Consider the following 23,471-nt stretch of genomic DNA (forward strand, 5'->3'; position numbering starts at 1 on the left):
TTTGATCCTTTTGTCTAAAGCGGTCTAAAGTCACCTAGTTAGAATACAACCAAGTCGTTCTTGTGGATAAGTTCATCAGGAACGTTCTTGCCCAAGATTTCATGCACCTGGGCAGTCTTCTTACGGAGCACAAGCTTAAGCGTTTCGCTATCAAAACCAGCGACACCGCGAGCTACAGGATTCTTCTTTTCGTCCTGGACTTCAATCAAGTCGCCCTTATCAAAATGCTTCTGTACCGCAATCACGCCCACCGGCAACAAGCTCGAATGATTTTCACGCAAAGCCTTCACACCGCCTTCATCGACAATCACGCTTCCACGCGGCGTCGTAATGAAGCTGAGCCAGCGCTGACGGCTATTGAGTTTTTTCTTGGAGCCTGCGAACAAAGTTCCTGTTGCATTTTCAAAGAATACCTGATGCGGGAGGACCTTCATACCGCTAGCAAGGAATGCATTCGCGCCGCTCTTCGTCACATTGCGAATGGCTTCGAGCTTGCTCCTCATGCCGCCGGTACTGACGGCGGACCCGGCCTCGCCGGGCTTTCCGGCCAATGCCAAAATCGCAGGCGTAATTTCAGGAACAAAGTTCAACAAGCGAGCGTTCGGATTCTTCTTCGGATTGTCATCGAACAAGCCGTCTTCATCCGTAAAGATGAGGAGCAAGTCAGCATCAAGGAAGAGCGCCACATCGCTCGAGAGCTTGTCGTTATCGCCCACCTTGATTTCGGCAACGGCTAAGGAATCGTTCTCGTTAATGATCGGAACAATCTTACGGGCAAGCATGGCCTTGATGGTGTTCTGCAAATTCTTGTAACGCGCGCGGTCGCGGAAGTCTTCTGCAGACAAGAGGATCTGGCCAACGGAGAGTTGCACCCAGCGGAACATTTCGCGATAAGCGTACATGAGGTCAATCTGACCCACGGCAGCGCAAGCCTGCTTTTCGGCAAGCACGGTCGGCTTTTGAGCGTAACCCAGTTCAGCCATGCCTGTACCCACAGCACCACTCGTGACAATGACGACTTCCTTGCCGGCATCCATCAAGCGAGCCACGGAATCCGCAAGCTTCTGGATATAACGTGTACGAACGCCACCTCGCTCGGAATCCACGAGAATACGAGAACCAATCTTCACCACCACGCGGCGAGCTTCATCTAAAATGTTCTTTCTTAATTCACTCATTTTTCAGTCGTTAGTTATTAGTCAATAGTTTACTTGCACACCACCAGGCGGATTGCATCGAGGCGGAGTTGCGGGTTAGCCACAATCTTCTTGCGTTCCTGCACGTTCTTGCGGAGCTGCTTCAAAGCTTCGCTCGTCCCCGCCTTGCCACGCATCGAAAGCAAATGGTTCATGCGCTGGTATTCCTGTTCCGAACGGGCTTCCACGGCATTTGCTGCTTCTTCGGCATACTTCTTAGCCTGTTCAGAAACAATCAAGCGAGCCTTCGCAAGGCCATCCTTAGCAAAGTAACGAAGCGTCATATCGACAGCCGCATTGCCCTGCGGGACCCCCACATCCTTGAGCGCCGCATCCGAAAGATCTTCGAAATGCTCGGACATGTTTTCGCCCTTCGCATTCACCAGCACCTTGAAATACTTCGGCCCTGCAATATCGGCACAGCCCCATTCTTCGGACACAGGCAGTTCCACAGCAAAGTTGTACTGCATCATGAGCCCACGCAAACCGGAGTTCGGCCAAATGGCACAAGACACCGTTCCACGGCCAAAGCTCGTTTCGTAATCGAACACGCCCTGAGCCAGCGGATGGTCCAAGCTGATAAATTCAATATCGTCGTGCGTCATAGCGACATCACGATCGAACGTGACCGTCATACAAGTGCCACCACTCACACGGCCATCGCCGTCGCCATCTCCACCACCTTCGCCACACAAATCCGTTTGGCTATTCACGCGGCCACCACCTGCAGTAGCCGCAGCCATTGCCAAATCAGGCATGCCCGGCACAGAGCCCGCTTCAACCTGCGGTCCCATCGTGATGAGGAAGCAATCCTGCACAGAGCTCTTTTCGACATCGAGTCCGCGATTCATCAAGGAATCAAACACGAGATTCTTGAGTTCCGGTTCCGCATCAAGTTCACGAATTTCATCCGTGATTTCCTTTGCCTTTTCTGGATTACGGGAGTTGAATTCGAGCAAGCGGTCACGGCCGTTTTCGATATGCTTACGCATCTGCTCGCAGTCTTTCTTGACCTGCGGGATGACGTTCTCCACAAAATTTTCAAGGCTAGCGCGCGGCGTTGCCAAAGCTTCAATCAAAGATTCCGTGTACTTGAGGAAGAGTTCTCCACCGCTCATGAGCGGAGCGCCAAACGAATTCAAACCTTCGTTGTACCAGCGGAACATCACTTCCTGGCCAGAGCCCTTCACGTACGGCACGTGGATGATGATGTCCTTGTCCTGACCAATGCGGTCCAAGCGGCCAATACGCTGTTCCACGAGAGCTGCATCAAGAGGCAAGTCGAACAAGACCAAGTGATGAGAGAACTGGAAGTTACGGCCTTCAGAACCAATTTCAGAAGCGATGAGCAAGTTAGCACCATCAGGCTTGCTGAAGTTTGCCGCAGCCTTGTCGCGCGCCATGATGCTCATATCTTCGTGGAACATCACAAACGCACCTTCGCCCAAGAATTCAAGGAGCAAAGTTTCAAGTGCCTGCACCACCTGGATGGATTCGCAAATCAGCAAAACCTTTTCGTTCTTGTATTCCTTGAGGAACCCCTTGAGCCACACAAAGCGTTCGTCCATCGCCCATGCATCGGAGAACCTCGTGCAGAGGAGGCCATTTTCCTGGATGTCGGTGGATGCTTCGAGGTCGCGGTCGGCAGCGACATCCACCATTTCACGATAAGCCGGATTCGGTTCCAGCGGAATTTCGTCGAGCACACGCTTCGGGAATCCGCCTACGCCCTTACGCGTATTGCGGAACACCACAGAACCCGTGCCCATGCCATCGACAATGCAGCGCATCCATTCGCCTGCGGTCATCGACTTTGAATTTTCCTGTTCCAGCCATGGGCGAATTTGCGAGTTCTTCGGGACGCATTCGTACAAGTCGTCCCAGCTCATGTGGTGGTTCGGGTCGGTCGGAAGCTTATTTAAATCTCGCACAAGCTTGAGGTAAGCTTCCTGGTCCTTGATAAAATCGTTATAGTCTGCAAAGCGCACTGGGTCGAGCATCTTGAGACGATTGAACTGCGATTCCGGATGGAGCTGCAAGGGCGTACCGGTCAAAAGCAACACGCCCTTCGAGCGTCCAATCACCCTGTTCGCAAGCATATACTCGTGGCTCGTGAAACCATCCTCGCACACCAGATGGTGGGCTTCATCGATGATGGTCATATCCCAGTTCGTCTTCAAAAGGTCTTCGATCAATGCAGGCTGAGCCATCAAAAAGTCAATGGACACGATGATGTCGTTACTCTGCATGAACGGATTGGGCTTCGTCTCGTCTTTTGCGACACCCACAAACAAGCCACGGATGTAGCCTTCGTCCACCAGCGTAAAGAGCTGGTTGAAACGGCGCTTCATTTCAATCATCCACTGGTGCTTCAGCGTTTCCGGGACAATCACGAGCGTACGCTGGATGCGGCCTCTCGACTTGAGCGCATGCCAAATCATGCCCGCTTCAATCGTCTTACCCAAGCCCACTTCGTCCGAAAGCATAAGCCTCGGGAGCGTCGAGCTAGAGCAGGCACGGTAGCAAAGGTAATACTGGTGCGGGATCATGTTCACACGCGGGCCAATCATGCCACGAACCGGCGAAGAAATCCACTTGTAATACATTTCCATCGCATCTTCATGACGCAAAAAATCACGTGACGAGCAAACTTCGTCATCAGCCAAGGCCTTAAACAGCACTGCCGGTCGAGCGGTCGAAATCTTCGCGCTCAGCTCAGATTCCTTCATCTCTTTGCCATTACGCCCGACATAAACCATGATACCCGCATCTTCGCGAACGGAGTCCACCACGAAGGAGACACCTTTTTCACTCTTGACGGTTTCACCTACTTGCAAAACAAAACGTTCAATCGGAGCTTCATCGGTCCTGTAAATACGAGCTTGACCGATAGACGGGAACAAAATTTTAACAGTACGGCCCTGAACTTCAGATACAATACCAAGCCCCAGGGTAGGTTCGGCTTGGCTCACGTAGCGCTGACCAATTTTAAACATCATCATAACCTGTAAATTTAGGATTTTTTCGAAAATTCGGCTTGCGAACTTTTTACTAAATTATTCCACAACATGAAATGGTTTTATATCGACACATCAATCACCGACGGGGATAGGCGTCAAGGTCCTTATTCTATCGATGAAATTAGAGATTTTGTCAACGAAGGCAAGATAAAAGACGAAACTTTAGTCTGGCACACCGGCGAAGCTAATTGGAAAGCATGGAAGGATTTTCCCGAAGCAAGCGAACCCCCTGAGCCGACCGAAGAAGAACTTCTCAAGCAGACGATTGAAACGCTTCTCCAAAGCAAAATGAACCGCAAGCGTTACGCAGGCTTTTTTGTACGTGCGAACGCGTTTATTATAGACAACATAATTCTTTCTATTGTCGGTGCATTGTTCCTTTACGTCATGAGTTTGGCTGGAATGCTGGACTTGAATGCAGTCTCCGAAATCGTAAACCAGTACATTGATAACCCCGGCTCCACGGATCTTGTATCCAAGGCACTTGACCTCCCAGGAATGTCTACATTCTTTACGATTTGGAGCATTGTACAGGCAATTTACTTTATCGTTTTCCATGCGGTTTGGGGCGCCACACCGGGCAAAAAGCTGTTGCGCATTCATGTTGAAATGGCCAATGGCGAAAAGCTCTCGTGGGCATTCTCATTTTTCCGCTTTGTCGCAAGCATTGTCACGCAAGCGACACTCATTTTTTATGGTCTGGGTTACCTGATTGTCCTTATCGATCCGCAAAAGAGAGCGCTACACGACTTTGTCGCACAGACTCGTGTCGTTCATAATGCCATCGAACAAAAAGAAAAGAAAGAGGTTTAATTTATATGGATCAGTTTATTGTTCCGCAAGTGAAAGCACCGGTCAATGGTGAAGTTGAAATTTCTGGTGCCAAAAACGCCGTGCTTGCCGTCATGGCTGCAGCCCTCCTCGCCGATGGCGTTTCTGAAATCACAAATGTTCCGCATTTGAAAGACATGAAGACCATGTCCGATGTGCTCCGCGTAATCGGTTGCCACATCAACGGCGGAAGCCACGTTCTGAGAATTGACACCCGCGGTGTAGACCATCTCGAAGCACCATATGAACTCGTGAAGACCATGCGCGCAAGCTTCTACGTGCTCGGCCCTCTCGTCGCCAGATTCGGTCGCTGCCGCGTCTCGCTCCCCGGCGGATGCGCTTGGGGTCCACGCCCTGTGGACCTCCACCTCAAAGGTCTTGAAGCTCTCGGTGCAAAAATTACCGTCACGCACGGTTACGTCGAAGCCACTTGCCAAGGCCGCCTCCCCGGCGGTAACTTCAACTTCCCGATTTCTAGCGTCGGCGCAACGGTCAACGTTTTGATGGCAGCAACACTTGCCAAGGGTGTGAGCGTCTTGCAGAACGCCGCCCTCGAACCCGAAATTGACAACCTCATTGACTTCCTCACAAGCATGGGCGCGAAGATTCAGGGACGCGGCACGCGTACTCTTACCGTCCAGGGCGTTGAATCCCTCCGCCCGGGTACAGGCGTCACCATCCCGGACCGCATTGAAGCAGGCACGTTCCTCTGCGCCGCCGCCATCACACGCGGCCGCGTCAAGGTCACGCGCATCATCCCGGAACACATCGCCTCTACGCTTGACGCCTTCCGCGAAATCGGCTGCAAGGTGAACGTCGGTGCCGACTGGGCCGAAGTTGACGCCCGCCAGCAGGAACTCAAGCCGATGAGCCTTGTAACGCTCCCGTTCCCGGGATTCCCGACCGATATGCAGGCACCGTTCATGGCAACGCTCCTCTCCATTCCAGGCAATAGCCTCGTGCAAGACACGGTTTACAACGACCGCTTTAAACATGTCGCCGAACTTGAACGTTTGGGAGCCTCCATCCAGCTGAACGGCAACACGGCTACCATCAAGGGAGGCCTCCCGCTTGAAGGTGCTGACATCATGGGTTCTGACCTCCGCGCCAGTGCAGCTCTCGTTCTCGCAGGCCTCATTGCCGAAGGCGAAACGACCATCAGCCGTATTTACCACCTCGACCGTGGTTACGAAGATTTCGAAGCTAAGATGGCTAAGATCGGTGCAACCGTCAAGCGTTTCAACCCGGACGCCCGCGACGCAGAATAAGTCCAGATTAACGCTGATTAAGCGCTAGCAATACTTAAGATTACAAAAGCCGGCATAAAAGCCGGCTTATTTCGTATCTGATTAAAACGCTTCAGTCCAGTCTAAAAGTCCGCATTTGCGCGCTTCGCTCGCTAGCGCATTTTTTACAGTCCCGCCATCCACAACCATAATTCTATCACAATAGCGTTCAGCATATTCCACAGAATGAGTCGAGATGACAATGCCCATCTGGCGCTCTACAGCAATTTTCTTGAGCAACCTGAAAAGCGCATGGCTACGTGGAATATCCAAAAAGGCATTCGGTTCATCGAGCAACAGCACATTCACCCGTTGCGCCACCGCTTCTGCCAAAAATACACGGCTACGCTCACCATCGCTAAGTTCTGCCACCGGGCGTTCCGCAAAAACAGCGACATCCAAAAGCACCATCGATTCTTCAACAATGCGATTGTCTTCTGCCGTTCGGCTATCAAAAATGCCCGAATATGGCGAGCGCCCTAGACGCACAAATTCACGCACGCTCATGCGCGGAGGAACGACATTCGACATCCGCACAAGTGAAATCTTTTGCGAACGATGACGGGGTGACCATTCCGAAAGCATTCTACCTTCAAGCGAAACCTCACCAGAAACTGGAGGCAACAAGCCCGCCAAAGTTTTCAAAAGCGAACTCTTGCCACATCCATTTTCACCCATCAGGGCCACAACTGTCCCCGCCGAGAGCCTAAAATCAAACGGATTTTTCATGGATTCAAGCGCGCGCCCATAGCCGACAAGCAGATTTCGGCATTCCAGCAAAGCATTCTGAGATTCAACATCCATCTTAAACGCCTCCTAGAATCGCGCACCCGAACCGCGCACAAGTACCCACAAAATCACAGGAACGCCCACCAGCGAAAGCACCGCATTCAACGGAACAGAAGCCGGGAAAAGCCCTGCCAAAAGTGCAAGCGCAACACCGCATAACGCAGCCCCCGGCAAAAGCAACCGGTGATTAGTAGTCTTGAAAAGCATATAAGCCAAATGCGGAACCGCAATACCAATAAACGCCACGGGACCACAAAAAGCTGTTGTCGTTCCCGCCAAAAGGCTTGCCCCGAGCAGCACACAAATCTTGGAGCGCTTCACATTCAGCCCTAGCCCATGCGCAAAATCATCGCCCAGAAGAGCAGCATTCAAATATCGTAGCGAGCCCCCAATCAGCACAAGGCCAACCAAAATGGCGCATGTAAAAATCCACACATCGCCAAGAGTCACTCGCCCAAAGCTACCCATTCCCCACGCCACATAGACGCGCAAAGATTCCGAGGAATTTCCGGCAATCAGCACACTCACAATCGCATCGATAAAATATCCCGTCAAGAGCCCAACAATCAAAAGCACGCCCGTCTGGGCAAAGCGTGTCGCGACAAACATCACAATAAACGTCACAAGCAGAGCCCCAAGCGCAGCCGAGCCAAGCACACCTACGCTACCAAAGCCAACACCTGCCAAAAGCGCAAGTGCAACACCGAGACTTGCACCACTACTAATGCCAAGCACAAATGGTCCCGCAAGCGGGTTTCGGAACACAGTCTGTAACGAAAGGCCAGACACGGCAAGTGATGCCCCTGCCAAAACAGCGGCAATCATCTTCGGAATTCTCAAGTTCCACAAGATGTTCGAAGAGACATCGTCGCCAGGGCTAAACAGCGACTGCACCACCGAAGCAAACGGAATGTCAACAACGCCATAGCAAAGCGTCGCTACGCATAGCAATACAATCAGAACCGCAAGAGCGATAAAGCCAAACAAACGGCGTCGCAAAAACAAGCTTACCTCATCTGTTCTCTACAAATTTCCGTTGCCGAGCGCCCATCCGAAGACTTAAAGTCAAGCATTTCCTGCAACGAAATCGCGGCCTGCTCCAGTTCCGGAGTCGAAGCGCATGTATTGTTTGAAAGTATCATCTGCAAATACTGCTTTTTGCGGTCCAGATTGCATTCATTGCCGTAAATTGAAGCAAGCTTATACATGCCCGCGCAAGCCTTCATCCCGTTCGGATTGGAATCCACGAGATTCGTAAGGAGCGTCTTTGCCTTTGCCGGCTGATTTGCCTCCATCAAGCAAAGCGACATCCAGTAGAGAGCCCCTTCTGCCATTTCGCCCTTTTTCACAAGTTCGTAGACCTGCTTAAAGCCGTTGTACGCAAGCTTGTATTCGCCACGGTGATAATCCGAATGGGCAGCATTGAACATCGTTTCCGCTTCAACCATTTTTTCGGCATTGGCGTCCGGTTCCATCACAGCGCTGGCCACACCATTGTTCACCACAACCTTCTTTGCCAAAATCTTGTCAGACTTTCCGAGGAGCAAATCCAGGCGGTAAATGATTTCTTCCTGACGTGTATCGCGGCGAACCGTTTCTTCGCTCATGCGATTCGAAAGCACCGTCACTTCGGCCTGCAAACGCTTTTGCGCCACTGCAGATGCATCAAGCTGAGCCTTCACGCTATCGAGTTCAGCACGGAGCGCAGCATTTTCAGCCGAAAGAGCCTTGTACGCCGAATCATTTTTGGCAATGACATCATCGCCGACAGCACGCATTTCTTTTGTGCGCAACATCGTAATGCTACTGCATCCCGATAGCATAAAAGATGCCAAAACAAAGCCAAGAGATAAAGTCTTCAAATTCACAATCAAGTCCTCCCAAACTATTGATCAATGGACACGCGGAAATGCGCTCTACGATTCTTGGAATAAGCCGTTTCGTCAGTTCCCTGCACCTTCGGGCGTTCCTTGCCATAGCTCACCGAAACAAGCCTGTTGGCATCCACGCCATACGCAATCAAAAACTCGCGCACCACGGTTGAGCGACGAGCGCCCAGAGAAATGTTGTAGTCTTCAGTGCCGCGAGCATCCGTATGGCCTTCAACCGTCACGATAAAGCGATTTTCATTGACCAGGATTTCTGCCACTTGAGCAAGCAAGCGCTTTGCATTTTCGGTCAATTCGGAGCGATCATAGTCAAAGTAAACATCTTCGAGCATAATGCGGTTGATCAGTTCTTCCAAGCGCGCACGTTCAGCTTCAAGGCGTTCCGCTTCCAAGCGAGCCAAGGAATCCGCATCCAACGTATCTGCGACAAGCGCATCAAGATTCAACGTAGAATCCGCAGGAGCTTCCGGCGCCGTTTGCGGTTGCGGATCCGTTTCCGGCTTTTCCTTGCTGCAGCCCCAAGCGAAGAGCGCAACAGCAGTACCCATCAAAGCAAGTTTAAATACCTTACCCATAATTCACTCCTCTATTTAACTTTTTTCTCGTCAAAGAACCAGGACCAAGTCGGCGAAGTATTTTCGCTACCATTCGTAATGCGAGTCACGCCGCTCCCATCTTTACGCATAATATAAATTTGATAATTACCGCCGCGGTCACTGGCAAATGCAATCAGCTTGCCATCGGGCGACCAAGTCGGGTGTTCGTTATTCCCTGCGTTCGAGGTCAGCTGGATAATATCCGTACCATCAAGAGCACAAGTATAAATGTTCATCTTGCCATCGTCCATCGATGTGTAGACAATGCGATCCCCTTCCGGAGACCAGCTTGCGCGTTCATTGTAATGGCCCATGTACGTAATACGGCGCACGTCCGTGCCGTCCTTCCCTACCGCATACACTTGCGGAGAGCCACCACGATCACTCGTAAAGAGCACTTCGCTTGCAAACGGGCTCCAAGAAGGGCTTACCTGATTCGATTTCAAGTGCAAGAACTTCTGCGCAGAACCCGTCTTCATATCGCCGCGATATAGTTCCGTCTTTGCGCCTTCCGTCACTGAGAAAAGAAGTTCTCCGGTCTTCGGGTTTACTGCCGGGCTAAACGTCTGCTTGAACTGCGTAAAGAGCGGGGTTTCCTTGCCGCCAAATGTGATGGCGTAAAGGTTCGGGCGTTGCTTGCGGAAGTTCACATACACAAGGCCCTTGTTGCCCTTCTGCCAAACCGGCATCATATTGATTGAAGAATCACGCGTAATCTGGCGACGAGAAAAACCATCGTAATCCGAAATCACGACCTGCTTCACGCCATCAATTTTCGAGACATAAGCAAGCTTTGTCGATGCAACACCGCGTTCCCCGAACAAGCGATAAACGACCTTGTCAAAGAACGAATGCACCGCCTGACGCACGTCATAAGGCTTCACGGTATAGCTTTCGCCAAGCAACACGTCCTTCGTTTCGGCGGCATACAGATAGCAATCGAGCTTGATTTTCCCGTTCGAGAGCTTGGTCGCTGTACCGGTCACATACTGGCGAGCGCGCTTCTTGCTAAAAAGCACCAAGTCAAACTTGTCCGAATTCACGGCTTCAAAACGCCCGGAGAGATTGGCATCGCGCGTCAAAATCAGATGCGGAGCTTCGTTTGTCCACTTGATAGTTCCTTCTTCTTCAAAAGGCACAACGCCAATCGGCATCGTCTGGAATACCGAAATACCCACATCCACAGCAATCGTATCAATTGCCGCAAAAGCAGGCGCCGCAAGCGCCATCGCAACAAACACAAAAAGCAATTTTATTTTATTCATAGTTATTTTCTAATTCGGCGTAAAGTTAAACTGCAACACAAGACTTGATCCCTTGTACGTCGGCGGGAGTTCCGGCAACTTCGAAATCTTCACCGCTCGCATCGACAAATGGTCCCATGCACTGTTCGACGAAGAACGCTTGAGGAACACACTAGTTATCGCACCCGAGCGTTCAACTGTAAACTGCACCATCGTCTTTGCATCACGATCAATCGTCAGTCCATTTGGCGGATTGAAATTGCTCATGATTTTCGCCTTCGCGCGTTCCAGGAAAACCTGCATCAGCGGGTCCATATCAATCGGATTCACCGCCTTGAGGCTCGGCATTTCAAACGACTTCTGCAAATTCAAGTCATCGATATCAAAGTCGTCATCCTTCGGCTTTTTCGCAGGTTTCTTTTCAACCTTCTTCTTTTCAACCGTTTTCTTTGCGACTTTTTCTACCGGCTTTTCAACAGGCTTCTCGACGGGCTTCGGTTTTTCGACCTTTTCTTCCGGCTTCTTTTCTTCGGCCTTGGGTTCCGGCACAGGCACAGGTTCCGGAGTATCCGGCTTCACTTCGGGAGCGGGCTCTTCAGGAACTTGCGGAGCTTCCGGCTCTAGCGTTTTTACAGGAGTCGGCTCTGGAGCGGGCTCCGGTTCCGGAGTCGTTTCAGGCACAGGCTCGGGCGGTTGCGGAGGCGGAGGTTCCACCTTCGGCGCTTGCTGCGGTTCAGGCTCCGGCAAAGCAGTCTTAGCCGCAGGAGCTTTTACCGGTTCATCGACTTGCACCATCTCGAACACGGGAATTTCTTCGGCAGGCTTGCTCAAATCAATGTTGTTGAGAGCGATCAAAGTCCCGACAACCGCCAAATGAAACACGACAGCACACACGATGATCTTGAACAAAGATCCATCGTTTTCCGTCTCGAAATATTGGATATGGTCCCTATTTCTTTCCATTTACCAGTTCGTCTTTTGGAGTCATTGTCAAGAAACCGAGCTTCGTTACACCGAGCTTTTGTACCTGCGTCACAACCTTCATCACAAAGCCGTAACTTACAGCTTCGTCCGAATTGATGACCACAGCCATTTCGCCGTTCCACAGCGACTTGAAAATGCTCTCGAAACTTTCCATGTCCACCTGCATATCGGCAATGAAAATTTCGAGATTCTTGGTGATGGAAACTTTCAAAAGTTTCTGCTGTTCCATCGTCGGAGCCTTGACCTGCGGGAGATTGACCTTTACGCCTTGGCTCATCAACGGTGCGCACAAAATAAACACAATCAAGATGGCGAACACGATGTCAATCATGTTCGTGAGGTTGAGTTCCTGCTTTAAGTCCTTACGGCGGCTGCGTTTCACGCTTCCTCCTCGGCAACTCCTTCAACAGCGAGCATGTCACCTCTCTTGAACAAGCTCAAAACTTGCGATCCAAAGTTGTAATAAGAAGTTTCGTTAGAACCATTCTTCGAGGTAAAGTAATTGTACCCGGCAGAGGCAGGGATAGCCACCAAAAGGCCCGCCACCGTAGTGATAAGAGCCATGGCAATACCCGGAGCAACAACCGTCAAGTCCGCAGAGCCATGATGACCAATCTGGAAGAACGCAATCATGATGCCCCAAACCGTACCCAACAAGCCAAAGAACGGCGCGAGGTTAGAACTTGTGGCAAGGAAAGTCAAATAGCGGTCCTCGCCCATGCGGATGCCTTCAATTGAACGCTGGATAGCGTCTTCAAGCAGGGAGGAGCGGTGCTGAATGGATTCGTAAGTTACTTTACCCTTAAACTTGGACACTTCGTTCAAGACTTCGACGCTCAGCAGACGGAGCGCACTATCGTTCGAAACCGTGCAAAGTTTTTGGAGTTCAGAGAAATGCTTGAGCTTGCAAAATTCCTTAAAGAACTTGGCATTGGCACGCAAATTTGATTTATGCTTAAAGAATTTCACGATGATGATGCCCCAGGAACCCAGCGACATAAAAGCGAGAATCCCGAGAATAATCATGGTCACAATATCGGACTGCGTAATCATTTGCAGGACAGGTACTGTATTGTTCAAGACAACCTCCAAAAAAATTTTACAAAATTATACGTACTATATTATAATACAAAAAAGCACTATAGAAAGTGGCATTCCATGCGTTTAACAACACTTTTTTTGACAAATGCTGCAAAACTACTTCTTTGCATGATATTTTTTGTATATTAAAATCACAAAACAATATATCTGGATTTTAATTCCAAGGAGAAAAAAATGAAAAAACTCATCGCATGCTTAGCTCTTGCAGCTCTTTTCGCAGGTTGCTCCAGCAATCCGCCGCAGACTCCGCAAGAAAAGTCTGCAAGCCTTCTCGTCGAAATGCAGATGCAGAAGAAGAACTACCTCAAGCAGCACATTCCGGCAGGTATCGGTATTGGCGAATCTGCTAACGAACAGCTCGCTTACGAAAAGGCCGACCAGAACGCTCGCGTAGACCTCGCCAAGTCTATCGACGCTCAGACCAAGGCTCTTATCAAGAACTTCAAGGAAGAAGTTAGCGATGAAATTGCCGAACACTTCCAGAGCACGTCCAAGACCGCAGTGGACCAGCGCCTCAATGGTGCAACGCTCAACGACGTCAAGGTCGAAACCACTGCTGATGGCAAGTTCAAGGTCTACGGCGTGATGACGCTCGACTCTGACCTCGTCTCTGAATACATCAAGATGCTCGAACAGCAGGAAAAGAAAGAAGAAGCTGAAAAGATTCGCGCCGCTGCTGAAAAGGCATACGCTGAACTTGATGAAATGGACTAATAATCCTACTTAAGTTTCAAGCAAAAAGACATTGGCTAAGCCAATGTCTTTTTTTTAATCGCGCTACGCGCCCATTAGTACGCGCCAATTAACGATGTTCGTTTGTCGTAGGTTCCATCCCACGGAAAAACGCGAGCCCGTCAAAATCGTCCTTGAGCGCCTGCACAGTAGCCCCGATCATATAAAGGCTACCCGTAATGAGCACAGGCGAACCATCCGTAACGCTTGCACAAACTTCATTGAGATACTCGCGGGAAAACTCACCCGCACTTGCAACATTCAACCCGAGTTTTTCAAGTTCACCCTGCAAGTCTTCAAGTTCACGGAATCGCGGGTACGGCGTACGCGTGATATGCCAAGCGCTCACGTGCGGAGCCATGAGCTTGAGCATCTCGCCCACATCCTTGTCACGAAGCGCACCAAACACGCAATGGAACTTCTGATTCGGGTAATACTTGTCAAGCGTCTCGACCAGGCGACGAACTGCGTGGGAATTGTGAGCGCCATCTAGAATAAACTTCGTCACGCCATTTGCATCGATAAGCTTTTGCATACGGCCCGCCCAGGAGCGAGTCGTAAGAGTCTTGAGCGCAAGAGAGTCATCAAACTTATTCAAGAACAATTCCGCCGCCTTAAGAGAAAGGCTTGCGTTCTCGATATAATGTTGTCCTAAATTTGGAAGTTCAATATCATTACGGATTTCAGGGACGACACAAGAGCAACCATGCGACGCCGCAAAGACTTTGGCTTCAGCAATCAATGCATCATTCAAGCCACCCAAGACAAAAGTCTTGCTACGGCCATTTGAAAGAATACTTTGTGCAGAACCCGCCACACCCATTTTTTCCTTGAGGATTGCCGATTCCGTGCTACCGAGAACTTCCGTGTGCTCCAGCCCGATGCTCGTGAGCACAATCAGTTCGCCATCGGCAACGGCGGTGCTATCCAAGCGACCGCCCATACCCGCTTCCAAGACCGCCACATCAATATTCTGTTCAGCGTAATAGAGGAACGCGACAATCGTCAAAACTTCAAAAAACGTCGGTTCCACTTGAGTCTCTTCGGCAGCGGCCTTGACCTGCATAATCAAACGGTCGAGCGATTCATCGTCAATCGGCAAATCGTTCACGCGAATGCGTTCACGCATGCTCACCAAATGCGGACTCGTATAAAGTCCAGTCTTGAGACCGTGTGCCTGCAAAACACCCGACAAGTAATAGCTCGTCGAGCCCTTGCCGTTCGTGCCTACAACATGTATCGTCTTAAACTTTTTTTGAGGATTTCCGAGAGCTTCGCAAAGTTTACGGGTAGAAGCAAGACCCGGCATCATCCCGAATATGAGGCGGGAATTCAAATATTCCAATCCGTTCTGAATCATGGTCTACAATATAGAAAAGACGAGAGACGAAAGACGAGAGACGAGAGAGGTGTGGGGTATGGGGTCGGCACGTTGTGCTCTGGGGTCACTTCGCTTTCAGGTTGCCTAGCTTTGCAAGGCTCTGGGCATTTCTAATTACAATTGCCCATATCCCAAAGGGGCGCAAGCCCCGTGCTCATAGCCCAAAGCGAAGCGTGCCCAACAACTAAAATGATTACATTTCTATCACACACAACAAGAGGTTTTGTTTATATGAAAGTTTCAGCAAGCGCTGTCGCTTTGATTCTTTGCGTTTTCGCAGCATTTTCGTTTGCGAAAGTCGACCCCGAGGCCGCACCCCGTCACTACAACTACCGCGATGCGGGCAAGCAAATGAGACGCATCTACTACGGCGAACTCCAGGAGACAATCTACTGCGGTTGCCGCTATCTCGACAAAAAGCACGTGGACTTTAGCACCTGCAACTACAAGCCGCGCGAAAACCCGAACCGTAAAAGCCTTGAACGCACCAAGCGCATCGAGTGGGAACACATCGTGACCGCCCACAACATGGGTAAGCACCTCCCCTGCTGGCGCGACGGCGGTCGCAAGAACTGCAGTGCCAACGACACCACGTTCAAGATCATGGAAGGCGACCTCCACAACCTCTACCCCGCCATCGGCGAAGTGAACGGAGACCGCAACAACTTCATGTTCAGCCAGTGGACGAACAACCCAGCCCCCATGTACGGCGAGTGCGAAACCATCGTCGATTTCAAGGACAAGAAGGTCCAACCCCGCAAAGAAGTCCGAGGCCTGATTGCCCGCGTGCATTTCTACATGGAAAAGACCTACAACATCAACATTTCCAAACAGGACCGCAAGCTTTTTGAAGCTTGGGACAAGATGTACCCCGTCACCGAGCGCGAATGCGAACGAGACCGCCGCATTTTCAAGGTCCAAGGCGACCACAACCCCTTCGTCTTCGAGAAATGCCAAGATTCTGTTGACAAGTAGTGAACATTTGACTAAATTTGAAGTCCAAATCTCGCATGTCGTGCCAAGCTCTGCCAACTTGCGAGCGTAACCAAAGAGCTTCCTCAAAGAGGTAAATATGTCCTCCTTCCGCGGACCTAAAGGTAAAGTAGCACGCTCTCTCGGCGTTGCCGTTTCTCAGAAGACTCAAAAGGCTCTCGACCGCCGCAACTTCGCACCTGGCCAGCATGGTCAGACCCGCAAGAAGTCTGCTTCCGTTTACAAGCAGCAGTTGGTCGAAAAGCAGCGTCTTCGTTTCACCTACAACATTTCCGAAGCTCAGCTTGCCAAGGCATACAAGGAAGCTAACCGTCGTGAAGGTTCTGCAGGTGATAACCTGATGATCTTGCTCGAAACACGTCTTGACGCAGTCGTCTACCGCATGGGTTTTGCCCGTACGATCTTCGCTGCTCGTCAGTACGTTGCACACGGTCACTTCACTGTGAACGGTGTTCGTAGCTTCTCTCCGAGCCGCCTCATCAAGGCTGGCGACGTGATCGCTGTTCGTGAACAGTCCAAGGAACACGTGCAGATCAAGGAAGCAATCGCTTCTGCAGCTGCCGCTCCGGAATACTTGTCTGTCGATCTCGGCAAGATGCAGGGTACTCTCGTGAAGCTTCCGCTCCGCGACCAGATCCCGGTCAAGCTCGAAGAACAGCTCGTCGTGGAATACTACTCCAGGTAGTAAACCGCTTAGAGCCAAAAAGACTCAAGCTTTTAAAGACGCTCGCAGTAATGCGGGCGTTTTTGTTTTCGCTGACGTTCCTTTTTAACTTTATGTTTTATCTTAAGCATAGCCAAATTCAATTCTATTTCCGTTTCTGTTTCAGATTCTTCCAAATCATTCGTAAGAACATTTGAAATTATTTCTCCACTACGCTTCAACAAAGACTTTCGTTCCGATTCATCTACGACATGAGGAATACTAGCTACAGCACGCGATAATTCTCTAATTTCAACAAATGTATCTATAATATTTATCGTTGTCTGGATAGCTATTTTTCCCCTTAATATCGTAGCTAGCATATATAAACCGCGTTCTGTAAATGCAGTTGGATTAACAGGGCTAAATTTCAACTTTCCAAGGTGGTCAAATTTTTTTACCACCTTTTTTATAACTCCACAAGAAACACTCACAACACTTTTAAATTATTTCATCTACAAAACAGGACGGGAGCCCAATACATTTCTATTTTAGATGCCATGAGAAACATTTTTGAAGAAATTGGTAAGACTCCCGCCGAAATCGAGGCAAAACTCAATAAGGCTTTCACACAACTGTTCAAAGGCGACCGCGAAAACGAACGCATTTGCTTTGACAAAGGCAATGACATGGCGTACATCGTGGATATCGGCCACAACGACATTCGCTCCGAAGGCATGAGCTACGGCATGACGGTTGCCGCACTCCTCGGCAAGCAGGACCTTTTCGACAAACTCTGGAAATTCGCCAAGACGCACATGAAAAACACCGAAGGCGACCTTGCCGGTTATTACTCCTGGCAAGTCTCGACCGCTGACTTTTCGATGATGGACCCAGGTGCCGCTCCGGATGGCGAAGAATACTTTGCCGCAGCGCTCTTATACGCCGCCAAGATTTTCAAAAACGAACAATACAAGCGCGACGCCGTCGAGCTCATCAACGACATGGCACACAAGCCGCAAGCTGGCGATGTGTACACGATGATGGACGTGAACGCAGGCCTCGTGCGATTCTCCCCCATGAAAGGGAACGATTACACCGACCCAAGCTACAACACGGTCGCGTTCTATAGAATGTACGGTGAAGCCAGCGGCGATGCAATTTGGAACAAGATTGCAGACAACAGCGTTGCCTACTTAAAAAAGGCTTGCCACCCGGTCACGGGACTTGCCGCCGACTACAGTGAATTTGACGGAACACCGAAGAAAACGCCTTGGCACCCGGAAAGCGATTGCTTCTGCGGAGACGCTTGGCGAGTCGTGTGGAACATCGGTCTTGACGCTGCGAAATTGCAAGACAAGTGCGAACGTGCCGACGTGAGCGAATGGGAAGTTTCTGCAGTCCGCAAAATTCTCGGTTACCTCCACGGGCGTCGCCCGTATCTCGCCGACATGCGTGTCGACGGGAGCGCGTTCCCGCGCGAGGCAAGGCCTGCTACGGGCGGCCTGATTGCCATGAACGCAGCATCGACAGTCGCACTCCCCGCAGGCGATCCGCTTATCAAGCCGTTCGCCGAAGACCTCTGGAATATGGAAATCCCGACCGGACTCTGGCGCTACTACGACGGACTCCTGTATATGCTCGGGCTCCTCGCCTGCTCCGGGAAATTCAATGTTTGAGCATAGTAGATCCCGGCACAACGGCCGGGATGACAACTGCGTTTAGTGTTTTTCGACAACTCTTCCCAGCGGCGTCTGCATTTGGCGCCGCTGTTCTGCATATATGGTCGGTGCGACAATGTGGTAAATTGCCTCTTTCACCATCGTCCCGACATTGAATGCAAACGAATCAAACACGTAGCGGTAACTTTCAATCGTATCGTCAAAGCCTACCACGTACGGCGCAGGTAACTTTTTCGCCTTGAAGTAATCAATCAGCGAAGCCGCCACCCAGTCATTTGAGCACACGAATTTATCCAAAGTAGCGTTCTTCAAAAGCGATTCCAAAATGTTGTCCAAAAGAACCTGGCGCTCAACGCCCTCGTGCTCAGCAGCATCTGCCAAGTCAAACGGAGAGGCATAGCGTTCATCGACAAGCGGAATAACGTCCGTACCCGCATCCAACAAGCCCTGCAAGCGAGCCTTCGACCAAAAACTAGCGTGGTACGGCGAGAGGTAATGAACCGGCCCCATATCCTTGCTCTTGAGGTAACGTCCAACAATCACGCCTGCTTCCTTGCCAAAAGCCACATTGTAGAACGCCCACTTCTTTTTATTACGGGCAATCACCGGAATCACATCTGGAGCGTATTCCCACCAGACCGAAATCGGATTTTTGAACGAAGCAAAATGTGCGAACAACTTCGCAGCATCATTCACCAGCCACGTCGAAAGAAACACGCCCAAGCAGTGAGTATCGTTCTTTACAACAAACGTTTCACCCGACGACAAATAGAACAGGTTCGAAGCTTCGTGATACCCGATAAACTTCACCGCAATTTTCTGTTCTGCCGCAATCTGCGCAAACGTGCGGAACACATCGGATTCGCGTTCGGACTCAATCTTCAAGCGGCCGAATTCATCCGAGCGGTGGACAAATAAAATAAAATTCGACTTTTCAACAGGGCGTTCTTCGCTAAAGAAAAAGCGATGCCCCACATGGCGCAAAATTCCTTGCGAACACTTTTGCATCAGAAACTTTTTGACAATGTAAAGCGAAACATTGTAACGATTCGAAAGTTCCTTGCACGAAGGGAGTTCATCAAAGGCATTCAGATACCCGCTGTCCAAATCGTTCTGGAACAGGCGCTCCACAACAGAATAGACACTCTCCTCGGCCTTCACCTCGAACGATGGAGCGGTCCCCCAAAAACATCCCTTGCCATGAACAAGCTGGATACGTCCTTCGATTGCCAAAAGCTTATACGCCTTGTGAATAGTATTGACAGAAAGTTTCAGCCTTTCCGCCATTTTACGCACAGAAGGCATCTTTTCGCCATCGTGAAAACCGGCATCGATTATCGATTTTTTTACATCTTCAATTAGCAACTTTAAATCCTCTTCATTTCACAAAATAACAAAATTTCTCAAACGGAAAATTTGTAAATTTCTGTCCATGAGAATTGGTTTAGTATTTATGCTTTTGGCCGCCTGCATTGCCGCAGCAGCCCCCTCCAAAAAGGCCTCCGCGAAAAAGTTCAAGGACCCGCGTGACGGCCACACCTACAAGATTGTGAAAATCGGCAACCACAACTGGCTCGCCGAAAACCTCACCTACAAGACGACAAAAGGCAGCTACTGCTACAACGACGACAAGGAAAACTGCCACAAGTACGGTCGCCTCTACACGTGGAAAGCAGCCATGAAAGCCTGCCCCACCGGCTGGAAACTTCCCGACCGCAAAGACTGGAATTTCTTGAGCAAGTATCTCGGGTCCAGCAAGAAGAACGGCTTTAGAGTCAAGCAGGCCGGCCAGAGAATTTGCTTTGGCAACAACGACATGTGGAGTCCTTACTGCGAAGAAACCAAAGCATCATTCAACGCGGATGGCAAAAGCGACACTCATTTCGCTTACGAAGACATGGACAAGTCCGCATTCTTCTGGACAGCCACCGAAGAAACGACCTACATCGCAAACTTCGTGACCATTGGCGGTTACAACGAACGTTATGCGGAACGCGCCATCGAAGAGAACAACGCATTCTCTGTCAGGTGCATCCAAAAGTAAAATCAAAATAAATTAAAGGAAGCCTCCCCGAAGGGAGGCTTTTTTACGTTGCTATCATTGATTAAAAATCACTATTAGGGATATCATCAGTACGAATAACATCTAAATCAACAATCATCATTTTATTGTTGAAATTGGAGCCATGATCATTCAGAACAAGATATTCGGCGGTAGAATAAACAGGATCTATTTTTACGCTGAACGTGATTTGCGAATGACAAATGCAATTTTGATTCAAATCATAGGCAGAACCATATTCTACATTGACCTTGAGCGTACCATCCAAAGCTACTACATTCAGGCTTTCAATTGTGGAACCACAAGTCGCCGTCACATTTTTAATCGTAAAACCAACATTTTCCGTTGACACATAGCGGTAAGCGACCGGCGGGAGCGCCGCATCACTTTTTTCGCGTGTAAACGATTCTACTGAATTGCCATCAAGCATCGGGTCAAACGTACGACGGTCCTCGCATTGCACATTAGCATCCGTAACAATTACGCGGGACGGGTCCTCCTCAGACGAAGACGAAACAACAGAAGACGAAGATTCGGCCACATCCGAGGAAGAAGACTGCATCAAAAGTTCACTTGAAGAACTCCTTTCCAGAAGCGGTTCCGCCACGATTTCATAAACTGTATTCAGATATACCAAATACTTGATGTCGGCATCCAATGGATCAATATTGAACCATACATCATTAATACACCTACATTCTGCAGGATCACCTTCAAAATTGATTTTTAGCGTATCAAGTACACGTTGGTTATTGAATACAATGTTTTCATAACCGCAAGTTCCAGCCATGTCCGGAATAACCACATGATATCCCGCATCGTCGGTAACCAAATAGGCTTTTGGATTTTCCACAGCCGTTTTCTTCAGGGCATCATTATATGAATAGTCGAAACAACCCTTAAACGCGACAGATATATTGCGTGTGGAATCCAACGCGACTCCACCCCCTTGACCAGCGCCACCCCCAGCAGGCGGAACGGCAGCCGTCACCGGATCATCACTACAGGCAACAAACATCAGTGCGGCAAACGCAGTGCAAGCAACAAACGAAAGCTTTTTCATAATTTTCTCCTTTTAGGAAACCACCAAGTTTTCTCATTCACAATATAACCATCCTGTTTTGCAAAGTCAATATTTCACGCAACAAAATATTTAAATTTTTAATATTTTAAACGTTTTTATAAAAAATTCCACAAAATAATTTTCTATATGCAACAAAGCGTTTGATATAGCGAAACACGGCTCCACCCCCTAGCCACCCGCCACTAAATTGCTAAATTTGGGGTACTATGAGCTTAAAATTCGAAACCCCCATTACCGAAGTTCCGCTGTTCCACCAGGGTAAAGTACGTGACATGTACGACCTCGGCGACAGCTTCCTGATGGTCGCTAGCGACCGTCTTTCCGCATTTGACGTGGTTCTCCCGACCCCGATTCCGGGCAAGGGCAAGATCCTGAACCAGCTTTCCCTTTTCTGGTTCAAGCACCTTGGCATGAAGAACCACCTCATCACCGCCGACGTGAATGAATATCCGGCAGTGCTCAAGAAGCACGCCGATTACCTCCGCGGCCGTTCCATGATCGTGAAGAAGGCTAACCGCCATTCCGTGGAATGCATCGTGCGCGGATACATCGTCGGTTCTGGCTGGAAGGACTATCAGAAGACCGGCAAGATCTGCGGTCACGTTCTCCCGGAAGGTCTCCAGCTCTGCCAGAAGCTCGAAAAGCCGCTCTACACGCCGAGCACCAAGCCCGACGTTGGCCACGACGAAAACATCAGCTTCGAACAGACTTTCGATATCGTTGGCGAAAAGGTCGCAACGACTCTCCGCGATATGTCCCTTGACATCTACACGAAGGCTCGCGACTACGCAGCCTCCAAGGGCATCATCCTCGCCGACACCAAGTTCGAATTCGGTGAAATCGATGGCGAAACCATCCTCATCGACGAAGTGCTCACTCCGGATTCCAGCCGCTACTGGCCGGCAGACAAGTACCAGGTTGGCAAGAACCAGGAAAGCTTCGACAAGCAGTACGTCCGTGACTGGCTCGAAACTCTCGACTGGGGCAAGACCTACCCGGGTCCGGAAATTCCGCCTGAAGTCGTGAAGAACACGCTCGCCAAGTACGAAGAAATCTTCGTGCGCCTCACCGGCAAGCAGCCTGAATTGTAAGAGACAAGTCTATTTGCAAAACGCGCAGACCTTCGGGCCTGCGTTTTTTTTAATTATTCTAGGTAGTATTCCCGAAGCGCATCGATGGTCGCGGTGGGCACATGCATCCGCTGCGTGATGAAATTCAATAGCGAACCGTATTCCGCATTGATGCGTTTGAGCGGAATTTCTAAATACTCGCGCTTGACACTTACCAAGAAATGTAGAATGTCGAGCTGTTCGTCCGTCATTCCCGATTCACGACCTTTAGCAGTCATCGCCTCTAGCGGCTTGCGGTACGAGTTTTCGGATTCCGCATAATCATCTAAAATAGCGTTATCATCAGCACCGAGAGCGGCAAGCATCAAGGCTGAGCAAAAACCACAGCGGTCCTTGCCCGAAGTGCAATGCCACAAAACAGGCGCACCCTTTTGCGCACGAACCGTTTCAAAGACTTTCGCATACTGCGAGCTCGCATAATCGCTATCCACAAAGTAATTATAGAGTTTGTCCTTTAACGTATTTGCAATCGGATGGCGGGCAATGCCAAAAAGGAATTCCATAAAGTCCACGCCCGTCGCAGGCACCACCTGGTCCTTGTTGAAAGCATCGCCATGCATGGAATCATCCAAAACAGGAATCAAAGCGGAATCCATCCCATCAAGGAGCTTGTCCGGCTTTTGCATGTATTCAAAGTCGGAACGCAAATCAATCACCAGATGAACGCCAAAATCATCACGCAGACGGTGCAAATCATGTTCCGTCGCTTTGGATAAATTGCTACTGCGAAAGAGCAAATTGTGCTTGACATGGGAACCGCCCGCAGGAATCCCGCCGAGCTGTCGCGCGTTATCAATCGATTCAAACTTTAAAACATTAGCCATAAGC

At 49.9% G+C, this 23,471-nt stretch carries 23 protein-coding genes; 8 read left to right on the forward strand and 15 right to left on the reverse strand.

Going from position 1 to position 23,471, the window contains the following annotated elements:
• Positions 1 to 38: 38 nt before the first annotated feature.
• Positions 39 to 1,178, reverse strand: coding sequence for a glutamate 5-kinase (gene proB, locus FSU_RS02840; protein WP_012820033.1), 1,140 nt, complete (start codon positions 1,176 to 1,178; stop codon positions 39 to 41).
• A 29-nt stretch (positions 1,179 to 1,207) separates the two neighbouring features.
• The gene (rapA, locus tag FSU_RS02845; RefSeq protein ID WP_014545261.1) at positions 1,208 to 4,198 is read right to left on the reverse strand and encodes an RNA polymerase-associated protein RapA; all 2,991 of its coding nucleotides are present in this window, start codon (positions 4,196 to 4,198) and stop codon (positions 1,208 to 1,210) included.
• 66 nt (positions 4,199 to 4,264) lie between these two features.
• On the opposite strand from rapA, the gene FSU_RS02850 reads away from it, so the two are divergent.
• Together FSU_RS02850 and murA are read left to right on the forward strand one after the other, a co-directional pair.
• Positions 4,265 to 5,029, forward strand: coding sequence for an RDD family protein (locus tag FSU_RS02850; protein ID WP_012820035.1), 765 nt, complete (start codon positions 4,265 to 4,267; stop codon positions 5,027 to 5,029).
• Positions 5,030 to 5,034: 5 nt separating this feature from the next.
• On the forward strand, positions 5,035 to 6,315 hold the full coding sequence (murA, locus tag FSU_RS02855; protein WP_012820036.1) for a UDP-N-acetylglucosamine 1-carboxyvinyltransferase: 1,281 nt from the start codon (positions 5,035 to 5,037) through the stop codon (positions 6,313 to 6,315).
• Between the two features lie 81 nt (positions 6,316 to 6,396).
• Here the strand turns inward: murA and FSU_RS02860 are convergent, their stop codons facing one another.
• The 8 genes from FSU_RS02860 to FSU_RS02895 are packed head-to-tail and all read right to left on the reverse strand — an operon-like array spanning position 6,397 to position 12,915.
• Positions 6,397 to 7,137 (reverse strand): ABC transporter ATP-binding protein, encoded by a 741-nt coding sequence (locus FSU_RS02860; RefSeq protein ID WP_012820037.1) that lies wholly within the window; start codon positions 7,135 to 7,137, stop codon positions 6,397 to 6,399.
• A 12-nt stretch (positions 7,138 to 7,149) separates the two neighbouring features.
• The gene (locus FSU_RS02865; RefSeq protein WP_012820038.1) at positions 7,150 to 8,127 is read right to left on the reverse strand and encodes a FecCD family ABC transporter permease; all 978 of its coding nucleotides are present in this window, start codon (positions 8,125 to 8,127) and stop codon (positions 7,150 to 7,152) included.
• Between the two features lie 2 nt (positions 8,128 to 8,129).
• Positions 8,130 to 8,990, reverse strand: coding sequence for a tetratricopeptide repeat protein (locus FSU_RS02870; RefSeq protein WP_012820039.1), 861 nt, complete (start codon positions 8,988 to 8,990; stop codon positions 8,130 to 8,132).
• A 17-nt stretch (positions 8,991 to 9,007) separates the two neighbouring features.
• Entirely contained in the window at positions 9,008 to 9,586 is a 579-nt protein-coding gene (locus tag FSU_RS02875) for an OmpA family protein (protein WP_012820040.1), read from the reverse strand.
• 11 nt (positions 9,587 to 9,597) lie between these two features.
• Positions 9,598 to 10,872 carry a PD40 domain-containing protein gene (locus FSU_RS02880; protein WP_012820041.1) on the reverse strand — a complete coding sequence of 425 codons (1,275 nt, stop codon included), beginning with the start codon at positions 10,870 to 10,872 and terminating at the stop codon, positions 9,598 to 9,600.
• A gap of 9 nt (positions 10,873 to 10,881) precedes the next feature.
• Entirely contained in the window at positions 10,882 to 11,814 is a 933-nt protein-coding gene (locus tag FSU_RS02885) for an energy transducer TonB (RefSeq protein ID WP_012820042.1), read from the reverse strand.
• Positions 11,801 to 12,217 (reverse strand): ExbD/TolR family protein, encoded by a 417-nt coding sequence (locus tag FSU_RS02890; protein ID WP_012820043.1) that lies wholly within the window; start codon positions 12,215 to 12,217, stop codon positions 11,801 to 11,803. The genes FSU_RS02885 and FSU_RS02890 overlap by 14 nt, the downstream gene beginning before the upstream one ends.
• A complete protein-coding gene (locus FSU_RS02895; RefSeq protein WP_144065916.1) occupies positions 12,214 to 12,915 on the reverse strand; it encodes a MotA/TolQ/ExbB proton channel family protein in 702 nt (233 codons plus the stop codon). Before FSU_RS02895 ends, FSU_RS02890 begins: the two co-directional genes overlap by 4 nt.
• Positions 12,916 to 13,110: 195 nt before the next feature.
• Here FSU_RS02895 and FSU_RS02900 point away from each other — a divergent pair, with 195 nt between their 5' ends.
• Positions 13,111 to 13,650, forward strand: a complete 540-nt coding sequence (locus FSU_RS02900; protein WP_012820045.1) for an LPP20 family lipoprotein — start codon at positions 13,111 to 13,113, stop codon at positions 13,648 to 13,650.
• A gap of 88 nt (positions 13,651 to 13,738) precedes the next feature.
• Here the strand turns inward: FSU_RS02900 and FSU_RS02905 are convergent, their stop codons facing one another.
• A complete protein-coding gene (locus FSU_RS02905) occupies positions 13,739 to 15,028 on the reverse strand; it encodes a bifunctional folylpolyglutamate synthase/dihydrofolate synthase (RefSeq protein WP_012820046.1) in 1,290 nt (429 codons plus the stop codon).
• A gap of 252 nt (positions 15,029 to 15,280) precedes the next feature.
• Here FSU_RS02905 and FSU_RS02910 point away from each other — a divergent pair, with 252 nt between their 5' ends.
• Complete coding sequence (locus FSU_RS02910; protein WP_012820047.1) at positions 15,281 to 16,024, forward strand: endonuclease; 744 nt, start codon at positions 15,281 to 15,283, stop codon at positions 16,022 to 16,024.
• Positions 16,025 to 16,121: 97 nt separating this feature from the next.
• Positions 16,122 to 16,727, forward strand: a complete 606-nt coding sequence (gene rpsD / locus FSU_RS02915) for a 30S ribosomal protein S4 (RefSeq protein WP_012820048.1) — start codon at positions 16,122 to 16,124, stop codon at positions 16,725 to 16,727.
• A 32-nt stretch (positions 16,728 to 16,759) separates the two neighbouring features.
• Here the strand turns inward: rpsD and FSU_RS02920 are convergent, their stop codons facing one another.
• A complete protein-coding gene (locus FSU_RS02920) occupies positions 16,760 to 17,179 on the reverse strand; it encodes an ORF6N domain-containing protein (protein WP_050751962.1) in 420 nt (139 codons plus the stop codon).
• A gap of 66 nt (positions 17,180 to 17,245) precedes the next feature.
• Between FSU_RS02920 and FSU_RS02925 the strand changes: the two genes are divergently transcribed.
• Positions 17,246 to 18,364 (forward strand): family 8 glycosyl hydrolase, encoded by a 1,119-nt coding sequence (locus FSU_RS02925; protein ID WP_012820049.1) that lies wholly within the window; start codon positions 17,246 to 17,248, stop codon positions 18,362 to 18,364.
• Between the two features lie 42 nt (positions 18,365 to 18,406).
• Here the strand turns inward: FSU_RS02925 and FSU_RS02930 are convergent, their stop codons facing one another.
• Entirely contained in the window at positions 18,407 to 19,732 is a 1,326-nt protein-coding gene (locus FSU_RS02930; RefSeq protein ID WP_012820050.1) for a GntR family transcriptional regulator, read from the reverse strand.
• A 67-nt stretch (positions 19,733 to 19,799) separates the two neighbouring features.
• On the opposite strand from FSU_RS02930, the gene FSU_RS15825 reads away from it, so the two are divergent.
• A complete protein-coding gene (locus FSU_RS15825) occupies positions 19,800 to 20,411 on the forward strand; it encodes an FISUMP domain-containing protein (RefSeq protein ID WP_012820051.1) in 612 nt (203 codons plus the stop codon).
• A gap of 61 nt (positions 20,412 to 20,472) precedes the next feature.
• On the opposite strand, the gene FSU_RS02940 is transcribed toward FSU_RS15825, so the two are convergent.
• Positions 20,473 to 21,492, reverse strand: coding sequence for a hypothetical protein (locus tag FSU_RS02940; protein ID WP_012820052.1), 1,020 nt, complete (start codon positions 21,490 to 21,492; stop codon positions 20,473 to 20,475).
• Between the two features lie 227 nt (positions 21,493 to 21,719).
• On the opposite strand from FSU_RS02940, the gene FSU_RS02945 reads away from it, so the two are divergent.
• The gene (locus FSU_RS02945; RefSeq protein WP_012820053.1) at positions 21,720 to 22,604 is read left to right on the forward strand and encodes a phosphoribosylaminoimidazolesuccinocarboxamide synthase; all 885 of its coding nucleotides are present in this window, start codon (positions 21,720 to 21,722) and stop codon (positions 22,602 to 22,604) included.
• Positions 22,605 to 22,657: 53 nt separating this feature from the next.
• On the opposite strand, the gene FSU_RS02950 is transcribed toward FSU_RS02945, so the two are convergent.
• Positions 22,658 to 23,467, reverse strand: coding sequence for a tyrosine-protein phosphatase (locus FSU_RS02950; protein ID WP_012820054.1), 810 nt, complete (start codon positions 23,465 to 23,467; stop codon positions 22,658 to 22,660).
• Positions 23,468 to 23,471 lie beyond the last annotated feature (4 nt).

Origin of the sequence: Fibrobacter succinogenes subsp. succinogenes S85 (assembly GCF_000146505.1) — a bacterium.
GTDB lineage: Bacteria > Fibrobacterota > Fibrobacteria > Fibrobacterales > Fibrobacteraceae > Fibrobacter > Fibrobacter succinogenes.

Bases quoted from the DNA above. Each gene is read 5' to 3' on its own strand.
- proB (WP_012820033.1), bottom strand. From the start codon at position 1,178: ATGAGTGAATTAAGAAAGAACATTTTAGATGAAGCTCGCCGCGTGGTG.
- rapA (WP_014545261.1), bottom strand. From the start codon at position 4,198: ATGATGATGTTTAAAATTGGTCAGCGCTACGTGAGCCAAGCCGAACCT.
- FSU_RS02850 (WP_012820035.1), top strand. From the start codon at position 4,265: ATGAAATGGTTTTATATCGACACATCAATCACCGACGGGGATAGGCGT.
- murA (WP_012820036.1), top strand. From the start codon at position 5,035: ATGGATCAGTTTATTGTTCCGCAAGTGAAAGCACCGGTCAATGGTGAA.
- FSU_RS02860 (WP_012820037.1), bottom strand. From the start codon at position 7,137: ATGGATGTTGAATCTCAGAATGCTTTGCTGGAATGCCGAAATCTGCTT.
- FSU_RS02875 (WP_012820040.1), bottom strand. From the start codon at position 9,586: ATGGGTAAGGTATTTAAACTTGCTTTGATGGGTACTGCTGTTGCGCTC.
- FSU_RS02880 (WP_012820041.1), bottom strand. From the start codon at position 10,872: ATGAATAAAATAAAATTGCTTTTTGTGTTTGTTGCGATGGCGCTTGCG.
- FSU_RS02885 (WP_012820042.1), bottom strand. From the start codon at position 11,814: ATGGAAAGAAATAGGGACCATATCCAATATTTCGAGACGGAAAACGAT.
- FSU_RS02900 (WP_012820045.1), top strand. From the start codon at position 13,111: ATGAAAAAACTCATCGCATGCTTAGCTCTTGCAGCTCTTTTCGCAGGT.
- FSU_RS02905 (WP_012820046.1), bottom strand. From the start codon at position 15,028: ATGATTCAGAACGGATTGGAATATTTGAATTCCCGCCTCATATTCGGG.
- FSU_RS02910 (WP_012820047.1), top strand. From the start codon at position 15,281: ATGAAAGTTTCAGCAAGCGCTGTCGCTTTGATTCTTTGCGTTTTCGCA.
- rpsD (WP_012820048.1), top strand. From the start codon at position 16,122: ATGTCCTCCTTCCGCGGACCTAAAGGTAAAGTAGCACGCTCTCTCGGC.
- FSU_RS02925 (WP_012820049.1), top strand. From the start codon at position 17,246: ATGAGAAACATTTTTGAAGAAATTGGTAAGACTCCCGCCGAAATCGAG.
- FSU_RS15825 (WP_012820051.1), top strand. From the start codon at position 19,800: ATGAGAATTGGTTTAGTATTTATGCTTTTGGCCGCCTGCATTGCCGCA.
- FSU_RS02940 (WP_012820052.1), bottom strand. From the start codon at position 21,492: ATGAAAAAGCTTTCGTTTGTTGCTTGCACTGCGTTTGCCGCACTGATG.
- FSU_RS02945 (WP_012820053.1), top strand. From the start codon at position 21,720: ATGAGCTTAAAATTCGAAACCCCCATTACCGAAGTTCCGCTGTTCCAC.
- FSU_RS02950 (WP_012820054.1), bottom strand. From the start codon at position 23,467: ATGGCTAATGTTTTAAAGTTTGAATCGATTGATAACGCGCGACAGCTC.